The sequence below is a fragment of the Bacteroides xylanisolvens genome (genome assembly GCF_018289135.1).
In the GTDB taxonomy this organism is placed as follows: Bacteria; Bacteroidota; Bacteroidia; order Bacteroidales; family Bacteroidaceae; genus Bacteroides; species Bacteroides xylanisolvens.
In genome coordinates this window covers 1,006,034-1,030,197 of record NZ_CP072216.1, presented here as the reverse complement: position 1 = coordinate 1,030,197, position 24,164 = coordinate 1,006,034, and the positions used below count along the sequence as shown (strand labels likewise).

Annotated in this window: 12 protein-coding genes and 1 pseudogene; 6 read left to right on the top strand and 7 right to left on the bottom strand. The window is 44.7% G+C overall.

Translation table 11 applies throughout. From position 1 onward, the window contains the following. Window positions 1-195: 195 nt before the first annotated feature. Window positions 196-1,815 (bottom strand): ABC-F family ATP-binding cassette domain-containing protein, encoded by a 1,620-nt coding sequence (locus INE92_RS04405; protein ID WP_004315798.1) that lies wholly within the window; start codon window positions 1,813-1,815, stop codon window positions 196-198. Between the two features lie 331 nt (window positions 1,816-2,146). Between INE92_RS04405 and INE92_RS04400 the strand changes: the two genes are divergently transcribed. From INE92_RS04400 to INE92_RS04390, 3 genes are all read left to right on the top strand, one after another. Beyond that, window positions 2,147-2,728: a nucleotide exchange factor GrpE gene (locus INE92_RS04400; RefSeq protein ID WP_004315797.1), complete on the top strand. Its 582-nt coding sequence runs from the start codon at window positions 2,147-2,149 to the stop codon at window positions 2,726-2,728. A gap of 115 nt (window positions 2,729-2,843) precedes the next feature. Further along, a complete protein-coding gene (gene dnaJ, locus INE92_RS04395) occupies window positions 2,844-4,031 on the top strand; it encodes a molecular chaperone DnaJ (protein WP_008022049.1) in 1,188 nt (395 codons plus the stop codon). 313 nt (window positions 4,032-4,344) lie between these two features. Further along, entirely contained in the window at window positions 4,345-5,484 is a 1,140-nt protein-coding gene (locus tag INE92_RS04390) for a DNA alkylation repair protein (RefSeq protein WP_212701970.1), read from the top strand. Between the two features lie 9 nt (window positions 5,485-5,493). On the opposite strand, the gene INE92_RS04385 is transcribed toward INE92_RS04390, so the two are convergent. From INE92_RS04385 to INE92_RS04360, 6 genes are all read right to left on the bottom strand, one after another. After that, entirely contained in the window at window positions 5,494-7,194 is a 1,701-nt protein-coding gene (locus INE92_RS04385) for a RagB/SusD family nutrient uptake outer membrane protein (protein WP_212701969.1), read from the bottom strand. Next, entirely contained in the window at window positions 7,194-9,938 is a 2,745-nt protein-coding gene (locus INE92_RS04380) for a SusC/RagA family TonB-linked outer membrane protein (protein WP_212701967.1), read from the bottom strand. Before INE92_RS04380 ends, INE92_RS04385 begins: the two co-directional genes overlap by 1 nt. Before the next feature lie 195 nt (window positions 9,939-10,133). Continuing rightward, window positions 10,134-12,209, bottom strand: a complete 2,076-nt coding sequence (locus INE92_RS04375) for a glycoside hydrolase family 20 protein (protein ID WP_212701965.1) — start codon at window positions 12,207-12,209, stop codon at window positions 10,134-10,136. After that, window positions 12,209-14,533, bottom strand: coding sequence for a glycoside hydrolase family 20 protein (locus INE92_RS04370; RefSeq protein WP_134985574.1), 2,325 nt, complete (start codon window positions 14,531-14,533; stop codon window positions 12,209-12,211). Before INE92_RS04370 ends, INE92_RS04375 begins: the two co-directional genes overlap by 1 nt. Before the next feature lie 34 nt (window positions 14,534-14,567). Then, a complete protein-coding gene (locus INE92_RS04365; RefSeq protein ID WP_195435900.1) occupies window positions 14,568-17,180 on the bottom strand; it encodes a beta-mannosidase in 2,613 nt (870 codons plus the stop codon). A gap of 288 nt (window positions 17,181-17,468) precedes the next feature. Continuing rightward, the gene (locus INE92_RS04360) at window positions 17,469-19,100 is read right to left on the bottom strand and encodes a sialidase family protein (RefSeq protein WP_195435896.1); all 1,632 of its coding nucleotides are present in this window, start codon (window positions 19,098-19,100) and stop codon (window positions 17,469-17,471) included. 80 nt (window positions 19,101-19,180) lie between these two features. On the opposite strand from INE92_RS04360, the pseudogene INE92_RS04355 reads away from it, so the two are divergent. The 3 genes and pseudogenes from INE92_RS04355 to INE92_RS04345 all read left to right on the top strand — a co-directional run. Beyond that, window positions 19,181-19,678: pseudogene (locus INE92_RS04355) on the top strand (MFS transporter); the annotation flags it as partial. Window positions 19,679-19,718: 40 nt separating this feature from the next. After that, on the top strand, window positions 19,719-20,882 hold the full coding sequence (locus INE92_RS04350) for a n-acyl-d-glucosamine 2-epimerase (RefSeq protein ID WP_008644151.1): 1,164 nt from the start codon (window positions 19,719-19,721) through the stop codon (window positions 20,880-20,882). A gap of 52 nt (window positions 20,883-20,934) precedes the next feature. Further along, on the top strand, window positions 20,935-24,159 hold the full coding sequence (locus INE92_RS04345; RefSeq protein ID WP_195436721.1) for a SusC/RagA family TonB-linked outer membrane protein: 3,225 nt from the start codon (window positions 20,935-20,937) through the stop codon (window positions 24,157-24,159). Window positions 24,160-24,164 lie beyond the last annotated feature (5 nt).

The window sequence follows — 24,164 nt, the reverse complement described above, 5'->3', positions numbered from 1 at the left end:
TTAGGTATGCACTCACCTCCACATCTGATATTGGGCTAAATAAATAATCCCATCAGAACAAGTGAATGGAATCCTATCTATAAAAATCAGGCGCGGATTACACGAATTGCACGATTTCTTTAAAATCAGAAACGTGTTATCCGTGTAATTCGCGCCTAAGTTTTATACGATGGCTACGACATCCAAGACGGGGAATTACTTATCCCCGTACATCTTCGCTCTCAATTCCTTGATGTGATCGGACGTGATATATTCGTCATACTCCATCATCTTGTCGATGATACCGTTCGGTGTCAGTTCGATGATGCGGTTGGCAACCGTCTGGATAAACTCGTGGTCATGAGAAGAGAAAAGGATGTTTCCCCTGTATGTCTTCAGGTTGTTGTTGAATGCCTGGATAGATTCCAAATCCAAGTGGTTGGTCGGAGTGTCCAGAATCAGACAGTTCGCATTGCGGAGCTGCATACGGGCAATCATACAACGCATCTTCTCACCTCCGGAGAGTACGCTTACTTTCTTCAACACCTCTTCGCCGGAGAAAAGCATACGGCCGAGGAAGCCTTTCATATATACTTCGTTTCCTTCGCCAAACTGGCTCAACCAGTCCACCAGGTTGAGGTCGGTATTGAAGAAATCGGTATTATCCAGCGGCAGGTAAGCAGTGGTAATGGTTACCCCCCAGTTGAAGGTACCGGCATCCGGCTTCATGTTTCCGTTGATGATTTCGAAGAACGCAGTCATCGCACGCGGGTTGCGTGACAGGAATACCACTTTGTCACCTTTCTCTACGTTGAAATTGACGTCGTTGAAAAGCACTACGCCTTCTTCCGTCTTCTTGCTCAATCCGGAAACTTCCAGAATCTGGTTGCCCGGCTCACGTTCGGGAGTGAAGATGATGCCCGGATACTTACGTGAAGAAGGTTTGATCTCTTCTACGTTCAGTTTCTCCAACATCTTCTTACGGCTCGTAGTCTGCTTGCTCTTCGCTACGTTGGCACTGAAACGGCGGATAAATTCTTCCAACTCTTTCTTCTTCTCTTCAGCCTTCGCCTTCTGGTTCTGCTGCTGACGGAGAGCCAACTGGCTGGATTCGTACCAGAAACTATAGTTACCGGCAAACATATTGATTTTTCCGTAGTCGATGTCTACGGTGTGCGTACATACAGAATCGAGGAAGTGACGGTCGTGGCTCACTACCAATACGGTATGCTCGAAGTTGGAGAGATACTCTTCCAACCAGGTCACTGTCTCCATATCCAAGTCATTGGTAGGCTCATCGAGCAAGAGATTGTCCGGATTTCCGTACAATGCCTGCGCCAGCATGACACGCACTTTTTCCTTACCGCTCAACTCACCCATCAATACATAATGCTTATCTTCTTTCACGCCCAGTCCGCTCAACAGCATGGCTGCGTCGCTTTCCGCATTCCATCCGTCCAACTCGGCAAATTTCTCTTCCAACTCGGATACTTTCAGTCCGTCTTCATCTGTAAAATCTTCTTTCGCATACAATTCTTCGCGTTGCTTCATGATGTCCCACAACACAGTATGCCCCATCATCACAGTATCCATAACGGTATAAGAGTCCCACTTAAAGTGGTCCTGGCTCAACACCGAAAGGCGTTCGCCCGGTCCGAGCGCAATGGTACCCGTTGTCGGATCCAAATCTCCGTAAATCGTACGAAGGAAGGTAGATTTTCCCGCACCGTTAGCACCAATAATACCATAACAATTACCACTCGTAAACTTCAGGTTTACGTCATTAAACAACACTCTTTTACCAAACTGTACCGAAACGTTCGAAACTGTAATCATCTTCTTTATTTACTATTTTACTAGTTACTATTTTACTATTTTGCTAGCTACTATTTTACTATTTCGTTAGTTACTATTTTAGTATTAACTATTTTAGTGTGCAAAGTTAGACATTTAAAATGAATTATGAGCTATCTGATATGTGCCAATCTGACATAAAAGTGTTACCTTTGCTGCGTTTTTTGGCAAAACAGCCAACTTGGCAAAGTTTTTGCAGACAAAATCAATGACATCCGGTCAGCCCGGTATGTTTATTGGCGTTATTTTACCAAGTTAAGATAACGTGTGTGTTAAATAGTAAATAGTAACTAGTAAAATAGTAAATACCAAGATGGATCCGAAAGAAAAAAAAGTGAAGGAAGAAGAACTGAACGTTGAGGAAACTCAAAACCATGCGGAAGAACAACCGCAAAACGAACAAGCGGAGGACGCCACTCCCCTGACTCATGAAGAAGAGTTGGAAAAAGAACTGGAAAAGGCCCAAGAGGAGATTGAAGAGCAGAAGGATAAATACCTGCGCTTATCTGCCGAATTTGACAACTACCGGAAACGCACCATGAAGGAAAAGGCCGAACTGATTCTGAACGGTGGCGAAAAGAGCCTTAGCAGCATTCTTCCGGTGGTGGACGACTTCGAACGTGCCATCAAAACAATGGAAACGGCAACAGATGTCAATGCCGTAAAAGAAGGAGTAGAACTGATTTACAATAAATTTATGGCTGTCCTGGCACAAAACGGTGTGAAAGTCATCGAAACAAAAGACCAACCACTGGACACTGATTACCATGAAGCCATCGCGGTAATCCCCGCACCGTCGGAAGCACAGAAAGGTAAGATTCTGGACTGTGTGCAAACGGGATATACACTGAACGACAAAGTGCTCCGCCACGCTAAAGTGGTAGTAGGAGAATGAGGAGATTTATGAATTATGATTTATGATTTATGGCTGCGCTATTGGTCTGCAGAGTAAATCATAAATCAGAATTCATAAATCATAAATCTTTTCAATCATAAATCAATAAATGGGCATGGCAGAAAAAAGAGACTATTACGAAATATTGGAGGTGACGAAGACAGCCACAGTAGAAGAAATAAAGAAAGCATACCGTAAGAAAGCAATTCAGTATCACCCCGACAAGAATCCGGGCGACAAGGAGGCTGAAGAGAAATTTAAGGAGGCGGCCGAGGCATACGACGTGTTGAGCAATCCGGAGAAGCGTTCGCGTTACGATCAGTTCGGTCATGCGGGAGTGAGCGGTGCGGCAGGCAATGGCGGTCCGTTCGGTGGTTTCGGTGGCGAGGGAATGTCAATGGATGACATCTTCTCTATGTTTGGCGACATCTTTGGTGGCCGCGGCGGCGGTTTCGGGGGAGGCTTCGGAGGATTCAGCGGATTTGGCGGCGGTGGCGGTTCACAGCAACGCCGGTATCGCGGCAGTGACCTCCGTGTGAAAGTGAAGCTGACGTTGAAGGAAATCTCTACCGGAGTAGAAAAGAAATTTAAACTCAAAAAATATGTGCCGTGCGACCAGTGTCATGGCACGGGTGCCGAGGGTGACGGCGGATCGGAGACTTGTCCTACTTGTAAGGGTAGCGGCTCGGTGATCCGTAACCAGCAGACCATTCTGGGCACGATGCAGACTCGCGTCACTTGTTCTACGTGTGGCGGCGAGGGAAAGATTATCAAGAATAAATGTAAGAAGTGTGGTGGCGACGGAATCGTTTACGGTGAGGAAGTGGTAACCGTAAAAATCCCTGCCGGAGTGGCAGAAGGTATGCAGCTCTCTATGGGCGGCAAAGGAAATGCCGGCAAGCACAACGGTGTGGCAGGCGACTTATTGATCCTCGTTGAGGAAGAACCGCATCAGGACTTGATTCGCGACGAAAATGATTTGATTTATAATCTGTTGCTTAGTTTCCCGACGGCTGCACTGGGCGGTGCTGTGGAAATTCCGACAATCGACGGCAAAGTGAAAGTGAAGATTGATTCGGGTACTCAACCGGGTAAAGTGCTTCGCTTGCGTGGCAAGGGGTTGCCGAATGTAAACGGGTACGGTACGGGAGATTTGCTGGTCAATATCAGTATCTATGTGCCGGAAGCTCTCAACAAGGAGGAAAAGAACACGCTCGAAAAGATGGAAGCTTCAGACAATTTCAAACCTAACACGTCGGTAAAAGAGAAGATTTTCAAGAAATTCAAGAGTTTCTTCGATTAGTCTTTTTGCTATCATATTATCATATATAAGGTATAAGTGGGCTGCAATCTTTTTGTGGCCCACTTTTTTTATGATATTCTCTAAATAGACTCCCTCTCGCACAATCTTTTCATATAGTTTACCTAAATAAGGCGCGATATAGGGCTATCCTAAAAAAAATGGCATATATTTGTATAACAAACAAATAGATCGGCATAAAATAATTATCAACACTTTAAAGTTCAAATTATAAAAAACGAATTTATCAAAGAAACATTATTTAGTCGCTCCATAAAAAAACAATAACTGTTTAACTAAACTATATATTTAAAGAATGGCAGAACCTTTTAAAAACATGTTTAACGAGCAATTTTTCGATCTGTTTACGAAAGATTTGAAACTTGTTATCGACAATTTTGATGCTCGCGAGTTTGTATCTCAAGTGATGGACGATGAATGGGAAGGCAGGGAACTTAAACAACGCTGCATGCACATCACAACGGTGCTAAGAAAGTTTTTACCGGCAGATTACAAAGAGGCGATCGCTAAGATACTTGAATTGTTGGATCATATAAAAAAGACACGGCCTGATTTCTCGGTGATAGACGACACGAAGTTTGGCTTGACTTTAGAGTATGGGGGGATTTTGGATAATTATGTCGAACAATATGGGCTGGACGATTACGAAACTTCTGTCAAGGCGATAGAGAAAATCACACAGTTCACAAGCTGCGAGTTTGTGACTCATTCTTTTATTATCAAATATCCGGATCAGATGATGAAACAGATGTTGGTTTGGTCGAAACACGAACATTGGGGAGTCAGGCGGCTTGCGTCAGAAGGCTGTCGTCCGCGTCTTCCCTGGGCGATGGCGTTGCCGAACCTGAAAGAGAATCCTGCGCCTATCATTCCTATTCTGGAAAATCTAAAAAATGATCCGGCAAGATTTGTGCGGTTGAGCGTTGCCAATAATTTGAATGATATCGCGAAAGATAATCCCGAAATCGTCATTGATTTAGTAAAGAAATGGAAGGGAGAATCGAAAGAAGTGGATTGGATTATTAAACACGGTTGCCGGACGCTCTTAAAACAAGGCAATCCGGAGGTGATGGAGTTGTTCGGCTTCAACTCTACTATCAGCAATATCTGTGTGGAGGATTTCCAAATTTCAAGCCCGGAAGTGAAAGTCGGGGATTCGTTGGAGGTTAGTTTTAAACTGTTGAACAAGAACGATCAAACGACCAAGATACGACTCGAATATGGGATCTATTACCAAAAAGCGAATGGAACGTTGACGAAGAAAGTGCATAAAATCAGCGAGAAAGAATATGCCGGGAACTCAACCACGCGAATCACCCGAAAACATTCTTTCCGGGTGGTTACAACGAGGAAGCTCCATCTCGGACTTCACCAAATTGCTATGATTATCAACGGGAATGAATTTGAAAAATATGATTTTGAGTTGATTGAATAATAACTGCTGTTAATACCCCGGATTCTGCTTCAACTTCGTATTCATCACCCGTATTTTCTCCGGTATAGGGAACACGGTAGTATATCCGTTTCCCTCATCCGGCAATTGCGGGCGGCTACTGTAAGCTCTTGTAAACTTCCCGAAGCGAACCAAATCTTGACGTCTCCAACCTTCCCAAGCCAGTTCGAGTTGACGTTCGGCAAGGATATTTTCTAAAGTGGCAGGACGGGAGGAGGCATTGACGCGGCTACGGACTTCATTCAGTTCTTCATCTCCACTGGCTCCATTGCGCACTTTCGCTTCACTCTTCATCAACAGAGCATCCGCGTAGCGGAACAGTACAATGTCATTCTCCATCAATTTACCGTCTTTTGTGGCAGTCGGGTCGACTTCGTACTTCTTCATACGGGCTCCTGCTGTTTGTTCATACGGGGTATCTGTAATATCCAGAGCTACTTTCCAAGGCAGATACTCCAATACGGTGCCATCATCCAGCTTGATGATGTTTCCTTTCAGATCGTGCACCACTCCCGCAAAATAGCAAATATCAAAGCGGGGATCTTGTTCGGCTGTTTCATAACCGAAGGTTTCGAGGGCTTCAATAGTTGCACTGGGGCCGTTCTCACCGCTTAGGCCGTACGCCTTGGCATGATTGTAGTGGCGGGAACGGAATAGATATTGCATTTGATTGGTGTACAAGGTTTTATTCATCGGAATAGTAAAAATATTCTCTATCGATGATTCATTAAAAATGGAGAAATTGGTTTCGTATTTTGATTCCAATTCGTTGTAGCCCAGCGTCTTTAGCTGGTCACAGTAGTAGATGACTGTTTCCCAGGCATTGAGTTCGTTGCCGTTCACTGAAAACTTTATGTTTTTTCCGTCCGGACGTTGTCCGTCTGTCCAATCATTGTCCGTATAGACTTCGGAATTCAGAGCCAGTTTAGCCAATAGGAAAGTGACTACCGGACGGGTGATACGGCCATAATAAGGACCGGACTGGTTACTGTGCGCATCGCTCAACAGAGGAGCCGCTTCCTGCAATTCCTTGAATACAAACTCAAAAACCGTTTTCCGTTCACTCTGGACAACATCTTTCATTGCCACTGAAGAGGATTGAACCAACGGGATGCGTCCGAACAAATCCATCAGATAATAATAATACATGGCTCGCATGGCCTGCACTTCGGCACGATATGCCGGAAGTTCCGCATCGGAATGGGATTCGGCAAACTTGTCTATCCGTTCGAGCGATTTGTTGCTTAGCATGACGACTTTGTAAAGATATTCCCATGTAGCTTGAATAGCGTCATTCTCAACACCCCAATCGTGCAGGTAAAGTCCTTGCCAAAAGCCGCCATCGTACCAGTCGCCTCCACGGGTGGGGATGATGGCTTCGTCGGAAGTGAAAGTGTTCAGGTCGTAGACTCCCCTACCCGTTCCCTGCAATCCCTGACTGTCGCTATAACCGCCTACGTAGGTATAAAGCGAAGCTACCGCATTGAGATATACTTCCGAGATCGTATTGTAGACATCCTCTTCCGGTAGTTTGTCCTTCGGATTTTCCTGTAAGAACTTATCACAAGAAAATAAGGTCAGACTCGTCACCAGAAGAAATAATAATATTCTTGAAGGGTAGATTATTTGCTTTGAGATCTGCAAAAACTGATTTCTATTTTTCATATATCGTTTCATCCTCTCCTCCTCCATTAAAAGTTAATACTCAATCCTAAGGTGTACGTCCGTGCCAACGGATACCCCCGTTTATCGTCCACGCCCAACGTTGAGTTCACCGTGGAACTGTTAATCATGGGCGAAAGTCCCGAATAACCGGAGATGGTTGCCAGATTGTTGACAATAAATGCTAAGCGCAGGGAACGGACATATTTCTTTAGTTTCTGCACCTTCTCAATCGGCACGTTCCAGCCCAGCGTCACATAGTCGAAGTTGACGTAATCTCCCTTTTCCAGCCAATAGTCGGTGGCGGTCTGATCCTTGATGTTCTGTTGCGGAGCTTTCTTCATTACGTTGTAGTCGGGGAATATATTCATGTTCATATAGGTCAGGGAAGTTCCGTTGTAGATTTTATGTCCGAAGGCTCCGTTGATCTGCAAAGACAGGTCGAAACGCTTGTAACGGAAACTGATGTTAGATCCCAGAATCGTTTTGGGTACGGCTTGCCCTGCCACATAGCGGTCTTCACCATCTTCCAGACTGACGCCTCCGCCATTCAGGTCGGCGATGCCATAGGTATATCCACCGTTTCCGTCGGACTCCAGTCCGGTGCTGTGAGGAAGATAGAACACGCCCAACGGTTGCCCCACCATCTGATAAACGATGTGGTTGTAGCCGCCGTGGAAGCCGGCTCCATCAAGGCTGGCAAGACTTTTATATTCGGAAGCGGAAAGCATTTCGCCGTTATACATACCGCTCAATGAAAGCAGTTTGTTGCGCTGGAAGGTGATGTTGGCATTGATATTCAGTTCCATGTCCTTCGTTTTCAAAGGGGTGATACCGATGGCGATTTCCGTACCCCAGTTGCGCATGGAGCCGATGTTGGCAAGCAAGGTGTTATAGGTGAAAGGGGGCACGCTTACGTTGTAAAGGTAGAGCATATCCGTGGTGCGGGAGTTGTAATAGTTGGCGGAAAGCAACAGGCGGTTGCCGAATAAAGCGATGTCGAAACCGGTATTAAAGGTATGTTTCACTTCCCATTTCAGATCGGGATTCGTATTCCGGAGATCTCCCAAAGATACGATAGCGGAGTTTCCGACAGGGACGACACCGTTCGGCTTGACGAGATTCAGCGTTGTGTATGAGTCAATCCCGCTCTGGTTACCTGCCAGACCGTAACCGATACGGAATTTCAGATTGTCTATCACGGGGAATTGCTTCATAAATTCTTCTTCACTAATCACCCATGCCGCGGACGCAGAGGGGAAAAAGCCCCATTTATGGTTGGCTCCGAATTTGGAGGAAGCATCTGTACGGGCATTCAACGTCAGTACGTAGCGGTCGGCGTATGTATAATTGAAGCGTCCCATGAAAGATGCCAGGCGCGGTTGCTCGTAGTAGGAATTAGTGCCTTCCCACAAACGGAGCGCTCCTGCCTGAAGGTTATTATACCCGAACTTATCGGTGCTGAAATTGCTGACTGTGGTATAATAGCCTGTGTAAGTCTCTTTCTGAAGTTCGGCAAGTGCCAATACGTCAAAGAAATGCTTTTTCCAGTTTTTCTTATAGGTCAGCATCATGTTTCCCAATAAGGATTCGCGCTTTTTGGTTCCTTTATATGCCTGACCGTTCGCCCAGACGGAAGTGGGAAGGTATTGCGAATTTTCTACGATATTGTAAGTGTAGGCACCGAACAGGCTTAGTTTCAGTCCTTCCATCAGATTGAAAGTGAGACGGGCGTGCGTACTGATGTGCGAAGTGGCATCATCGTCCTGCACTTCCATCCATGCCAATGGATTGGTGATTTGGCTGGCGGTCGTTATTCCGTCCCACGAATTGGTGACGGGGTCTTTATGATTGGGATAGGTAGGATTGAACGTAGCTGCCGAATAGAACGTTTTCTGATAATCTACCAGGTTATGGTTCTTCTGAATGGAACCAAACATTCCCAGTTCGCAGTTCAGGAAGCCGTCGAACATTTTCTGATTCATGTTCATATTTGAAGTGAAATTCTTCATGTCTTCATTCAGAATCACTCCCTGACGATCCATAAAACCGAGAGAAACACGATAACTGGACTCACTGGAACCGCCATAAAAGGCGATGTGATGATTCTGTTGCAGTCCTGTCTGCTCAATCTCTTTCTGGAAATCGGTATTGTTCCCTTTGTCCAGAATGGAAATGCCGCGTTCCGATGCTACACGACGGAATTCATCACCGGACAGCATTTTCAAATTCTTGTAGACGGTGGAAATCCCGAAGCTACCGTTGTAAGCTACCTGTGTCCTGCCGCTCATCCCTTTTTTGGTGGTGACTTCTATCACACCGGATGCACCTCGCGAACCGTACTGTGCGGTTTCGGAAGCGTCTTTCAGAATGGTAAAACTCTCAATATCCGTAGGGTAAATGGAGGTAAGCATACTCAAGTCGCCAAATACTCCGTCGACGATAATCAAAGGGTCGTTGCCGCTGGTCAGTGAGGTAGTTCCCCGCAGGCGCACCGCATCCAGAGCCGCCGGTCCGTTGGAGCCCCGTTGGATGGTCAATCCCGGCACACGTCCACGGATTGCTTCCAAAGGGTTCGTTATCTGGTCTTTGTTCATCTGTGTCTCCGTGATTTTCTCTACGGAACCGGACAGGGTTTTCAAACTTCCGGTGGCATATCCTACGGTAATCAATGAGTCTATGGGCGCGACGGGAATCTTCTGTGCCAACGTGCCCTCGCACGGGATTACCAGAAGAAGAAGGCTGTAGAAAATGAGTCTAGCGTGTTGTACCATATTCTTAGTTTTTAAGGTAATAATACAAATATAACAAAAAAAGAGGGAATCTGGTTGAGTAGATTCCCTCTTTTATTTAAATGATATTGACAGGTTGAAATCAACAAGTCCGGATGATACGGATTACACGGTTGCTTTAGGCCGGAATAATCCTAAAAAAACGCATCATACGTATTATCCTTATGCCTGCAATATTTATTTCACAATAATCTCATCCGTAAATATCCAGCCTCCGAATTCACTTCCGGCCTGTGCCTGATAGCGTACGTATCTTCCTTTGGCTTCGCCCTGCCATGAAATATCCGTAAAGCGGATGGGTGTTTCTTTGCTCACTTCAAAGTGTTGGTTTCGCAACTCGGTGAAATGGGTTCCGTCATCGGAAATGGAAATCACCACAGTCTCCGGCAGGAATACTTCCGCACCTACCACCTGCATAAAGGCGGCAGTGACGGAATGGATGGAGGTTTCTTTTTCCATATCAATCGTCACATCGAGGCGGTTGTCCGAGATGAATCCTTGCCACGAGCCATCACCATAGGTCCAATCGCCACGTATGCCGTCCGTCAGAGCAGTGTTTCCCTGTGCCGGATAATGGGAGCTGTAAGGTGAATTATAAATCACCTTTTTACCCAATGCCAGATGGCTGACCGATTGAAGCGACTCGGGACGGCTGCCGATTTCTTTTTTCAAATCGAAAGGATGGTATCCTTTTGCCTGCAAATCGGCCACTGCCGACAATGCACGGACATGGAAATCCGGCCATGACTTACGTTCCGGAGCCGACCAGGCTGTTTCCGCCAATGCCAGGATTCGGGGGTAAATCATATACTCCACGTGTTCGGGAGTGGGAATGTATTCCACCCATAGGTTGCCCTGCACACCGTAGACCAACTTCGCCTGTTCCGCAGTTAAAGAAGCGGGAACGGGATTGTAAGAATATACTTTCTTCAACGGCAGGTATCCACCGATGGCTTCCGGCTGCGAATATGGGGCATCCTGATAACTGTCCAGATAGCAGTAGGCACCCGGCGTCATGATGGCACGATGGCCGGAGGTTACGGCAGCGATGCCCCCCTCTTCTCCACGCCATGACATGACGGTTGCGTTGGGGGCAATGCCTCCTTGCAGAATCTCGTCCCACCCCAGCAGATGACGCCCATGATTGTTCAGGAACTTCTCAATGCGGTGTATCAGGTAACTTTGCAGCTCGTCTACATTGGCAAGATGCTCGTCTTTCATTCTCTTCTGACATTTCGGGCAGGTCTTCCAAGCCGACTTGCCGGCCTCATCGCCACCGATATGAATGTATTCGGAAGGGAAAAGTTCCATGACTTCCGTCAGCACATTTTCCAGAAACGTGAAGGTTTCTTCATTGCCGACACAGAAATCGGAGTTCTTGTAAGGTTCGCCCGAACAGGATAACTGCGGGTAGGCTGCCAGCACTTCTTCCGAATGGGAGGGCATCTCAATCTCGGGAATCACCGTGATATAATGCTGACGGGCATATTCCAAGATTTCACGAATATCATCCTGGGTGTAATAACCGCCGTAAGCTCCGGGAGCATCGAAACGGACATATTTACGTCCGCCGTTCCACCATTGCTTCCAGGTGGGATCTGTACGCCAGGCTGCAAATTCGGTCAGCAAAGGGTATTTCTTGATTTCTAATCGCCAGCCTGCCGCATCCGTCAGATGCAGGTGCAGACGGTTGATTTTGTAATACGCCAGTGCGTCTATCTGTTTCTTTATAAACTCTTTGGTAGAAAAGTGGCGGGACACGTCCAGCATCAGTCCACGGTAAGCAAAACGGGGAGTGTCTTCTATCTCGACAGAGGCTATGGAATAGCTGCCTGCCCCCGAAGGTTGTGCCAACTGCAACAGGGTTTGCATACCATAGAATAATCCGGCTCCCGAAGTGGCGCGTATCAGGATTTGTTGCGGAGTGACGGAAAGGGTATAGCTTTCCGGCGATGGCAACTGGTGGTTCTTTTCAGTTATCAACAGAGAAAGTATATTCTGCGTATCCTTCTTTTTCCCTTTCTTCAAATGAACCGGCAATGCTTGCAAGCAATTTTCCAGAAGCTGCGCTTCTAAACCCTGCAAGTTTATATAAAGTTTTGTGTTCTCTGACAGTAAAAAACAGCCCGTCCCCTGCTCCATTTTTAATGGGACAGGTATGACGGACTGTGCTTTGAGGGAATGTGCGGTTAAGCACATTCCCAATACCCATAAGAAAAGACAAACTTTAGCGTATCTATTTCTTATATTCATTAATCTATCGTGATTTCGTCTACAAACAAAAATGCCGGACTATCTTTGCCGCCATGCCATGCCGGCATTTTACTTTCAGACAAGGCAACCACTTTCACGTATTGAGTTTTCACCGGGCTGAATGACAGTTTATGTTCATAGATACCATTCTTATCGCTTTCTTTCATAGCAGGATACTCCTCGGAAGCAACTTTGGTAAAGTTCTTGCCATCGTCCGAAACTTCTACGGAAAGTCCTCGCGCGTCAAACACCCAGTCGCCCTTCTCCACGCAAGTAGAAATAGCAACGCTCGAAATCTCGGTAGGCTGCTGAAGATCGATAGTCATGTCCATATCGTTCTTGTAGAACGCAATCCAACGACCGGTTTTGTAATTGCCATTTCCTTTCAAGCCGTCTACTAATGTAGATTCGCCTTTGAACATGTATTGCTTGTTGACCGGCTGGTTGGCTACAATCGGCTTCATGCTGGATTTGCTGAAATTAACCTTTTCAGAAACCACACGGCTATTTCCGGTAGGACGGACAGCAATGGCAGAGAAAGTTACATTTTCCTTGATTTTCAGCGGGCTTTCATAAAGCGGGGAAGCAGCGGTAGGTTCCGTGCCGTCCAAGGTGTAATGGATAGGCGCATTGTCAATGGTAGACAAAGTGATGTCCAGTGTACCGTCCGTCGGGTTCGGCGTGTATTCGGCAGTTACATTAAATACATGTTTGGCATAGTTGTATCCTTCCGCATCGTACCATTTAATCAGGCGCGGCAGACGGGACAGGAAGTCTTCATAATTCTTCTTGTCGGGAGCCGACCACTGGATTTCGGACAAGGCAGCCCAACGGGGCAATACCATATACTGGGCATGAGAGAAAGTAGGAATGTATTCAGTCCAGAGGTTAGCCTGCACGCCTTTGATATATTTCTGTTCTTCCGGAGTGAGGGAAGCCGGCATCGGCTCGTAGCTGTACACTCTTTCAAGAGGCAGGTAACCACCAATACCGAGAGGTTCGTTCTCCGTATCTTTTGTCTGGTAGTAGTCGAAATACAGGTAAGTGTTCGGAGTCATGATAACATCGTGTTTCTGCTTGGCTGCTTCGATACCACCCTTTTCACCACGCCATGACATAACAGTAGCGTTAGGAGCAAGTCCGCCTTCGAGGATTTCATCCCAACCGATGATCTGACGTCCGTGGTCGTTGAGGAATTTTTCGATATGGTTGATTACGAAGCTCTGCAGACGTTCTTCCTTGCTATGCTTATCATCCGATTTCAAGCCCAGCGCCTTGATACGTGCCTGACATTTCGGACATTTTTCCCAACGTACTTTCGGACATTCGTCACCACCTACATGAATATATTCTGAAGGGAAGATTTCAATCAATTCGCTATATACATCTTCGAGGAATTTCAAGACTTGATCGTTTCCGGCACAAAGCACATCTTCAGATACTCCCCATTGTCTCCATACTTCGTACGGGCCACCGGTACATCCCAATTCGGGGTAAGCGGCAAGGGCAGCTTGCATGTGTCCCGGAAGGTCGATTTCGGGAATAACTGTGATATAACGTTCGGCAGCATACGCTACTATTTCTTTCGCCTGCTCCTGGGTATAGAAGCCACCGTAAGGTTTGCCGTCGTATTCACCGGAGTTACGTCCGATGACTGTTTCTGTTCTCTTGGAACCGATTTCTGTCAGCTTCGGATATTTCTTGATTTCCAGACGCCAGCCCTGGTCTTCGGTAATATGCCAGTGAAAACGGTTCATATTGTGCAAAGCCATCATATCGATATAAGTTTTCACTTCATCTACTGTAAAGAAATGACGGCTGGTATCGAAGTGTGCACCACGATAGCCAAAGCGGGGAGCGTCATTGATTTCTACGGCAGGCATGGAAATGTCTGCACCGACAGCCACAGGCAATGATTTGCGCAGGGACTGGATGCCATAGAATACGCCGGCCTCAGTAGGACCAGTAATCGTGATTCCGTCACCGGTTACTTTCAACTGATAGGATTCCGGATTTTCGTTTGCCGTGCCCAATGTCAGTACGATTGCATTCTTACCTTCCGTTCCGGCTTCGATAGCGAAATCTTTTCCGGTAGCGGTTTTCAGATAGTCGGCCAGGAATTGTGCGTTGCGTTGCATCTTCTCGTTTCCTTCCGGATAAAGGATTTTCACACCGCTCTTCAGAATGAAGGGATTTCCTTGAGCTGTTACAATTTCTTGTGGCATGGGGATGATCTGGTAGTTGGCGTCCTGTTGCGCCGATTGGCAAGAGGCAAAAAGTCCTGCTAGTGCCAGACATCCGGTTAACTTTAAGAGTTGTTTCATAAACTAAAAAATTAAGTGTTAAGTTATTAATAAATTAATTATAGGTTTCACGAATATGTTTGATTGTCAAAGGCAACTCCTCTCCTTTCTTTATTTGGGGAGAAGTGATGACAACTGTCTTACGCTCTCCGGGAAGGAGGTCGAAAAAGTTGTCACTGAAACGGGCTCCCTGCAAAGGGATTTCAATAAAGACGTCTTTTGCAAGAGCGGGAGAAAGCAGGGTCAATTCGCACACGCCGTCTTTCTGTTTTATCTTGCAGGAAACGGTTGTCTTGGGCAGAAGCAGGTCTTTCGTCTTTCTAAAGAAGTAGACTGTTTCGGCTACCGTATGCCCGGACTTGTCTTTCAAGGTCAGTTGCATGAAGCAATGGCGCAGGTCATCCGCAAGCGGGCGCTTTGCAGGAAAAAACAAAGTGGTAAGCGAAGTGCGATATACACATTGGGAAGTGTTGGCCGGAAGAGTCAAAGAAGGAAGGACAACCGTTCTTCCGGCTTTCTTTCCTGCAAAATTCGTCAGTCTCATTTCCAGCGTCAGTTTCTCCCGGGTGTCAAGATGATCGGAAAGCAGGTAAACACACAGGTTGTCACCTTCCAGCAAAGGGTTGATATGAACGGGGGCAAATGCACGCTTTGCCTGATTATGCAAGGCTTTCCAGTTACCGTAGTAATCAATACCCGACCATGACACTACCGGCCAACTGTCATTCAATTGCCAATATAATGTACCCATACAATAGGGACGGTTGCGGCGGTGCGCTTCCAGACCGTGACGTATGCCATGTCCCTGCAATACTAGTCCGACATAGACAAAGTCTTCAAATTTTTCGGGAATGATATAGTCACGTTCCATATAGGTGCGAATCAGGGCATTGCCGATGCTGCTTTTCTGATGGGCATTCATCACCTCCGATTCGATTTGATAATCTTCAGGAGCCGCAAAGGTGGCAATAGTCTTCATCTCCGGGAAGGACTGGAAACCGAATTCGCTCATGAAACGAGGAAGATCTGTATCTAGTGATTCGAAAGTTTTTTGTCCATACCATACTCCCCAGTTGTGGCTGTCTCCTATCCCCCATGATTCGGGGCGTCCCCAATTGGCTAAATACGGGGAGCTGTGTATATAAAAACGGTCGGCATCCAGCTCTTTTACCTTGGTAGGAAGGAGTTGGTGGAACAGTTTGTCATAGCCTTGGAACATTTCCTGATAGATTTCCGGCGTGAATTTCTTGTCGAATCCCCAATATTTCAAGGCTTCCAGTATTTCATTATTGCCACACCACATCGCCAGGGAAGCATGATTGCGAAGACGGCGAATGTTGTAGCAGGCTTCTGCTTCTACTCTTTTCAGGAAGGTTGGATCGGACGGATAGGGAGTGCAGGCAAACATAAAGTCCTGCCATATCAGTATTCCGTTTTCATCTGCCAGGTCATAGAAACGGTCGTCTTCGTAGGTTCCGCCTCCCCACACACGAATGACATTCATGTTGGCTTCTTTGATGTCCCTAAATAAGGTTTGGTAGCGTTCGGTAGTGACGTTAGTCAATAGGGCATCCTGGGGAATATAGTTGGCTCCTTTAGCAAACATCGGAACGCCGTTTACTTCAAAATAGAAGGATTCTCCGTCCTGATCTTTTTCATTGACGAGGCGAACGGTACGCAGTCCTATCCGGTGGGATTGTTGGGCTACGACTTTATCTTCTACGATTATTTGAGCAGAGAAATCATACAAGGCGGGCTTTCCCCAGCCATTCGGCATCCAACGTACCGGCGACAGCACTTCGGAAGGAATAGATATATGATTGATTCCGGGCTGTAGGGTGATTGCCTGGCTAATGCCTTTTTCTGTGTTTCCTTCGAAGGAGGTATTGATTCTCACCTCTGCTTGAAGTGCTTGAGGGAGGATATTATTTATTTCCAATTCGTTGGATAGTTTTGCCAGTTGGTCGGTCAGCGAGAGTTGCTTTACGTGGTAGTCGCTGATAGAGGCTGCGTCGTAATAACGGATGGTTACCGGACGCCAGATACCACTAGTCACCATGCGGATTCCCCAGTCCCAGCCATAACTGTAAGGGGCTTTACGGGAGAATACGCTTACATGTTTTTCGTGATGGTCGTTGTCTGCCGGATAGTTGAATCCGTTAGAGTTATATTGAGGCATTGTCTGCCGGATGGGTGAATGAAAATAGATGTGAAGAAGGTTTTCTCCGAGACGGAGTTGTGACTTGACGGGTATCGTATAGCCGACGAACATGTTATCGGCTTTCAACAACAGTGCTCCGTTGAGGTATACATCGGCGTATGTATCAAGACCTTCAAAGACTAATTGGGCGTCGTCCCGTTTCAGTTGCTCGGGGGTAACTGTAAAAGCAGTCCGATACTCCCAGTCTTCATTTTCCACCCACTGAATCTTCTGTTCATTGATACCGTAAAAAGGATCGGGAATTTGTTTATGATAGATAAGATCCTGATGAACGGTGCCGGGAACCTGTGCCGGTCGCCATAGCTCCGTGCCTGCCTGGGAAAATTCCCAACCTGCATTTAAAACCACAACTTCGGAATTGTCATTGCTCTGCGCATATGCCATACTGCAACAGCATAGTAGTCCACATGCTATTTGAGTCTTTTTTCCGATCAAATCAATCATCATAGTGGGGGCATTAGATATTAACGGTTTCAAAGATATTACTTTTTCAGCAAATTTCACGGATAATTTAACAAAATATGTTGTTTTAGCATGAGCTGTCCAGAAAGCCCCAATTAAATCGGCTAAAATTTCAGTTTATAATTAGTTAAATAAAGAGTAGTATTCTGCCCTCAAATGTAAGCTGAAATGGCGTTTTTTATTATAATGATATTCTTTTTCATTATAACTAAATCTTGCTACCTATAAATCGTAAGCATAGATTTAAATCTTCGGACTTTCGGGACAGACTCTTTATTCCTTTATTATATCTGTCAATTTTATCGCTTGAAAGGTTATATGTGCGACGCTACTCTCATATAGTATACCAATTGTCTCTTTATCAATCATTGTCAGACAACTATACCCCCATCCTTCTGCCTCGTCGAGCATTAATTGATGTTCCGGCAACCAGGTAAGTCCTTTGTCCAGACTTGCTTTTATTGTTATATGATTACGTCCTTTGGTCGTATTCGGGTTCGAAAACAGCAGGATATCTTTATTTAATATGTTATCTTTGGCATCTACATGAATCAGACTAGCCATGCATACCGGTTCCTGAAGTGCTTGGCGGGAAGATGGGTGTTCTGTCCATGTTTCTCCCAAATCTTTCGTTATGGAAACAGCACGACTTCCTCCTCTATTATCACGCATATTCAGCATCAATACTCCCGGTTCTATTTCCACCACTTGCGCTTCTGTTGTATTGGTTCGTGCCATATTGTGCATTTTCCATGTGTTTCCCCGGTCTTTACTATACATGATTCCTGCATTCGGAACACGGGTAGAGTCTATAAATTGCGTTGGAAATACCAATGTGCCATCACTCATCGTTATTCCACGTCCGGGACCTTGAAGCAGGAAGTACCAGGAAGGATCTTTCACCTGCTCTGTTATATTGATAGGCTTCGACCAGGTTTTACCATCGTCTGTGCTTTTAGCCAATACTAACTGTGCCGTATGATTCAGATCCATTCCCGGATGGGAATTCCACCAGGCGCGTTGATTACCCATACCATGTGTCCATGCGGCAACCACCCAGACGGTATTCGTCTTAGTGTCTACTAAAATAGAGGGGTCCCCTACCCCATTCTGTGCTTTAGGCAGACCACCATACTCGCCAAATGAAAGCGGAAGACGCATCTTCTCCCAACTCTTTCCTCCATCGATGCTACGGCTCAAACCCACGTCAACATATTCCTGTAAATCGACACTACTGTTGTATCGAACATCATACACGCCTAATAAGGTTCCTTTATTGGTAGTCACCAACCCGGGAATACGGAAAGAAGCAGAACCGTCATCACCGGCATGACGAACTCCAACTGCCATCCGGTGAACGATATTCTTTGGAGAAATAGATTTACAACATAATTCTTTCCCATCTACTTTTACGGCACACAAGTCAGAGAGTATCTTAGTCTGCAAAGAGGCATCTTTTTTCATCTGCAAACTGATCCAAAAATAATTTACACCCGGAAATAAATTGTAATTACCTTTTAATACAACTTTTTCTGATGATCCCACCTCTGCACATTTGATCGAATAGGAAGGAATAGCCGCCAATGTCCCATCCGGACGGTGGCTGGATATGTACTCTACTGGAGCAAAGCGATTTTTGTCTTTGTCCTGCAACGCCTCTGTTCCTCCATAATAGAGTTTGATTGCCTGAATATCAGTCAGATTCGTACTTTTACTAAAATCTAAAATGATTTCATCGAGCTTCTTACTTTCTTTTGCATCCAAACGAAGATAGAACAGAACATTGTCTTGCCGCTCTATCAAAACCGGGATTTGTGTTTCATGGATAAATACTGTGTCTGAAGCTTTTACGTCAAAAGAATATCCTAAGAGGATAAGGAAAAGTAAATAATAAATTCTTCTCATAATGGGGGTATTAGTTAGTTTAACGCGATAAAGATAAAACTTTTCTACTATAATATTACTATGCAAACAGTAAACTTTGATTTTACCAAGTTCTGGTAGGACTAGTCAATACTTTGACCACCATTCTGGCTCTTGTCATCATTGATAAGGTAGGCCGCAAGAAACTTGTTTATTACGGAGTTTCGGGAATGGTTGTTTCTCTGATTCTCATCGGCCTGTACTTCCTCTTCGGAGATTCCCTGGGAGTATCCAGCCTCTTCCTGCTTATTTTTTTCCTGTTCTATGTATTCTGCTGTGCCGTTTCTATCTGTGCCGTGGTGTTCGTGCTCCTCTCTGAGATGTATCCCACCAAGGTTCGCGGACTGGCCATGTCGATAGCAGGATTCGCTCTGTGGATCGGAACGTACCTGATCGGACAGTTGACCCCCTGGATGCTCCAGAACCTTACCCCCGCCGGAACATTCTTCCTGTTCGCCCTCATGTGCGTGCCGTATATGCTGATTGTCTGGAAACTCGTGCCGGAGACTACCGGGAAGTCGCTGGAAGAGATTGAAAGATATTGGACCCGTTCGGAATAGTAAAACAAAAAGACCTTAATAACTTAATAATAAAAGATGTATGGATTTTAAGAAACTGGCAAATCAATACAAGGATGAACTCTTGGATAATGTTCTTCCTTTCTGGCTTGAGAACTCACAAGACCATGAGTATGGTGGCTACTTCACCTGTCTGGATCGTGAAGGAAAAGTTTTCGATACAGATAAATTTATCTGGCTGCAAGGTCGCGAGGTGTGGATGTTTTCCATGCTTTACAACAAGGTAGAAAAACGTAAGGAATGGCTTGATTGTGCCGTTCAAGGTGGTGATTTTTTAAAAAGATACGGACATGATGGAGACTATAACTGGTACTTTTCACTTGACCGTTCGGGTAGACCATTGGTAGAACCATACAATATCTTTTCGTATACATTCGCTGCCATGGCTTTCGGGCAATTAAGCCTTGCAACCGGTAATCAGGAATATGCTGACATAGCCAAGAAAACCTTCGACATTATCCTTTCCAAAGTAGATAACCCGAAAGGTAAATGGAACAAGCTTCATCCAGATACCCGTAATCTGAAAAACTTTGCCCTGCCGATGATACTATGCAATCTTGCTATGGAAATTGAGCATATTTTAGGCAAGGACTATTTGGAACAAGCGATGGATACTTGTATTCATGAAGTTATGTCTGTCTTCTATCGTCCCGAACTTGGTGGTATCATTGTTGAGAATGTAGATGTGAATGGTAATCTGATAGATTGCTTTGAAGGACGGCAGATTACCCCTGGCCATGCGATTGAAGCCATGTGGTTTATAATGGATTTAGGGAAACGCCTAAACCGTCCGGAATTAATCGAAAAGGCTAAGAATATCACTCTTACAATGCTTGAATATGGTTGGGATAAAGAATATGGAGGTATCTACTATTTTATGGATCGTAACGGTTGTCCTCCCCAACAACTGGAATGGGACCAGAAACTCTGGTGGGTGCATATTGAAACACTCATATCTCTTCTGAAGAGTTATCAATTGACCGGAGATAACCAATGTCTGGAATGGTTTGAAAAAGTACACGATTATACATGGACCCATTTTAAAGATAAAGAGCATCCCGAATGGTATGGATACTTAAATCGGAGAGGTGAAGTGCTACTACCACTCAAAGGAGGAAAATGGAAAGGATGTTTCCATGTACCAAGAGGATTATACCAATGCTGGAAAGTATTGGAACAGCTATAAACAATAATGGATATGTTAACCAATCTATATTAATAATCTAAAAATTAATTCTATGACAGAGTTTAACTCAAAAATCAAGAAGAACTCTCGTATATTGAAAATATTTATGTTTTCAATCTGCGCACTATTTGCATGTGCTATCAGTAGTCATGCACAGAGTTTAGTGAAAGGAACTGTTACTGATGGTATAGGAGAACCGCTACCAGGAGTAAGTGTTGTCGTAAAAGGAACTACTAATGGCACTATTACAGATGTAAATGGAAAATATAGCATTCAGGCCACCGCAAAAGACATTTTATCATTCTCATATGTTGGAATGTCAGATCAGGAAATAAAGGTAGCAGGTCAGACGACCATTAATGTGGTTATGAAAGATGATGTGGCAGCTTTGGATGAAGTGATTGTGGTAGGATATGGTACTGCCAAGAAGCAATCTTTAACCGGAGCCGTATCTGCGGTGAAAGGCGACGAACTGCTGAAAGCACCGGCAACCAATGTGTCGAGTCTTTTAGGTGGACGTTTGCCAGGTATTTCATCTGTTCAAGTATCTGGTGAACCCGGAGACGATCAGGCTACATTACGAGTTCGTGGCTCTATTTATAATGTTACTTATATAGTAGACGGAATGCCTCGTTCTATTAATGATATTGACCCTAATGATATCGAAAGTGTATCTGTTTTGAAAGATGGAGCTTCTGCAGCTGTTTATGGATTAAAAGGAGCCGGTGGTGTTATTATTATAACTACAAAAAAAGGTCAGGAAGGAAAATCCAAAATCACTTATAATGGTTCAATAGGAGCATCTATGAATGCAAACTTCCCGCAGTTTATGAATGGACCTCAATTTGCATATTATTATAATATGGCTGACATGATGGATAAAATGGCTAATGGAAGCATTTCAAACATTAGTCAATATAATCCCGTTTTTACAAAGGCGAATGTGGAAGCTATGTTGAATGGTGATCCTACTGACGGATGGGATAATGTTAACTATATTGATAAAGTATTCGGAACCGGTATTAATCAGAAACACAATGTAACAATACAGGGAGGTAGTGATAAGATGCGTTACTTTGCTTCTGTGGGTTATTTAGGTCAAAAAGGTAACATTGACAATTTCTCTTACAAGAGATACAATTTAAGAACTAATCTTGAGACTCAACTGGCTAAGAACTTCCAGTTAAGTTTAGGTATTGCAGGAAATGTCGGTAAACGTGAAACTCCGGGATATGCTTCAGGCGGTACGGATTCTAATTCCGAATTGGGTGAACAAGGTTGGTTGTCAGTAGCTCATCAGACTATAATGATGCATCCATATTTGCCGGAAACATATGACGGACTTTATTCTGCTACCACACAGAATAACACAAGTCTGCCCAACAGTCCATTGGCTGCCATTTATGAATCAGGATACAAACATACCAATAGCTTTGATTTACAAACTAACATCTCTTTACAATATAATGTACCTTGGGTTAAAGGCTTGAGCGTGAAAGTAACCGGAGCTTATGACTATACAACTTCTCATAATAAGAATTTGAATACACCTTACTCCACATATATACATAAAATGCCGACTTCGACAGCAGATTGGACTTGGTCTAAAGCAGACGATCCTCGCGGCACAGCAAATGGAATAAATTTAGGTGAAGGACAGTATAGTTCTCATCAAATGGTAGGCCAAGGAAGTATAAACTATGCAAGCTCCTTCGGAAAACATAATGTAGAAGCAATGGTATTGGCAGAAATCCGGGATTATAAAGAAAACAGTTTCTCCGGCTATAATAAAAACATGAGTTTCTCTGAACTACCGGAATTGAGCTTTGGACAACCTGCAGACTCTCCAATCTCGGGATACAGTGATGCAAACCGTAGTATTGGTTATGTTTTTCGTTTGAAATATGACTATGACAATAAGTATTTGGCAGAGTTTACAGGTCGATATGATGGTTCTTACAAATTTGCCGGCAATGTTAGTGGGAAACGTTGGGCATTCTTCCCGTCAGCGTCAGTAGCGTGGAGAATATCTAAAGAAGATTTTATGTCTAATCTGACATTTCTGGATGATATGAAGATACGTGCATCTGTCGGTTTATTAGGAAACGATGCAGTGAGTCCGTATGCTTTCCTTAGTACTTACAATTTGATGGATGGTAACAAAAATGCATACCAGACAATTCTGAATGGAAAAGTAATGCAAGCATTACGCGCCTCTGTAATTGCCAATCCTACTCTAACTTGGGAGAACACCTTAACCTACAATGCAGGATTTGACTTTACGATGTGGAATGGTCTGTTGGGAATGGAGTTTGACGCATTCTATAATTATACCTATGATATTTTGACAGCAATGGGAGGCGATTACCCGCCATCTATGGGAGGATATTATTATACTTATGCCAACTATAATAAGGTGGATAGCAAAGGCGTTGAAGTAACGGTGAGCCATCGTAATAAATTAAACTTGGCAGGTAAGCCATTCTCCTATGGCGCAAGCTTCAATCTGACATTTGCAAGAAACCGTTATCTCCGTTATCCAGATAGTCCGAACACAGTAGAGTGGAGAAAACGCACAGGACGTAGTGTTGATGCTTCTGTTGTGTGGGTTGCAGATGGCTTATTCCGTTCAGAAGAAGAAATAGACAATTCAGCCTGGTATGGCACTCGTCCTAATGTCGGTGATATCAAATACAGAGATTTAAATGGTGATGGTAAAATAGACGAAGATGACAGAACACGTGTTGGACGTGGCAATCGTCCCGAATTAACTTACGGTTTGAACCTGAATTGTGCCTGGAATGGATTCGATTTAAGTGCACAATTTACTGGAGGTGCACTGTTTGATGTATCGTTGACAGGAACTTATTACAATGGATATGACGATAATACAGTCTGGACACAGGCATTTAAAGAAGGAGCCAACTCACCACTATATCTGGTTCAGAATGCATATACAGTAGAAAATCCGAATGGAACATTCCCACGACTTACACTGGGTAATCAAGGACACGGAGGAGATAATGGATTAGCTTCCACTTTCTGGTTGCGTAACGGTAGATACCTTCGTCTCAAATCCGCACAATTGGGTTACACATTCCCCAAGAGATGGATGAGTCCTGTCGGTATTCAGAATCTTAGAATTTATGTAGAAGGTTCTAATTTATTCACGATTTCCGGTCTTCCTGATGGAATCGATCCTGAATCTCCGGGAGTAAATAACGGATACTATCCTCAACAACGCACCATTATGGGCGGTATAACTTTGACTTTCTAAACCTT

Coding starts and splice junctions, on each gene's coding strand:
- INE92_RS04405 (WP_004315798.1), bottom strand. CDS start 1,815: ATGATTACAGTTTCGAACGTTTCGGTACAGTTTGGTAAAAGAGTGTTG.
- INE92_RS04400 (WP_004315797.1), top strand. CDS start 2,147: ATGGATCCGAAAGAAAAAAAAGTGAAGGAAGAAGAACTGAACGTTGAG.
- dnaJ (WP_008022049.1), top strand. CDS start 2,844: ATGGCAGAAAAAAGAGACTATTACGAAATATTGGAGGTGACGAAGACA.
- INE92_RS04390 (WP_212701970.1), top strand. CDS start 4,345: ATGGCAGAACCTTTTAAAAACATGTTTAACGAGCAATTTTTCGATCTG.
- INE92_RS04385 (WP_212701969.1), bottom strand. CDS start 7,194: ATGGAGGAGGAGAGGATGAAACGATATATGAAAAATAGAAATCAGTTT.
- INE92_RS04380 (WP_212701967.1), bottom strand. CDS start 9,938: ATGGTACAACACGCTAGACTCATTTTCTACAGCCTTCTTCTTCTGGTA.
- INE92_RS04375 (WP_212701965.1), bottom strand. CDS start 12,209: ATGAATATAAGAAATAGATACGCTAAAGTTTGTCTTTTCTTATGGGTA.
- INE92_RS04370 (WP_134985574.1), bottom strand. CDS start 14,533: ATGAAACAACTCTTAAAGTTAACCGGATGTCTGGCACTAGCAGGACTT.
- INE92_RS04365 (WP_195435900.1), bottom strand. CDS start 17,180: ATGATGATTGATTTGATCGGAAAAAAGACTCAAATAGCATGTGGACTA.
- INE92_RS04360 (WP_195435896.1), bottom strand. CDS start 19,100: ATGAGAAGAATTTATTATTTACTTTTCCTTATCCTCTTAGGATATTCT.
- INE92_RS04350 (WP_008644151.1), top strand. CDS start 19,719: ATGGATTTTAAGAAACTGGCAAATCAATACAAGGATGAACTCTTGGAT.
- INE92_RS04345 (WP_195436721.1), top strand. CDS start 20,935: ATGACAGAGTTTAACTCAAAAATCAAGAAGAACTCTCGTATATTGAAA.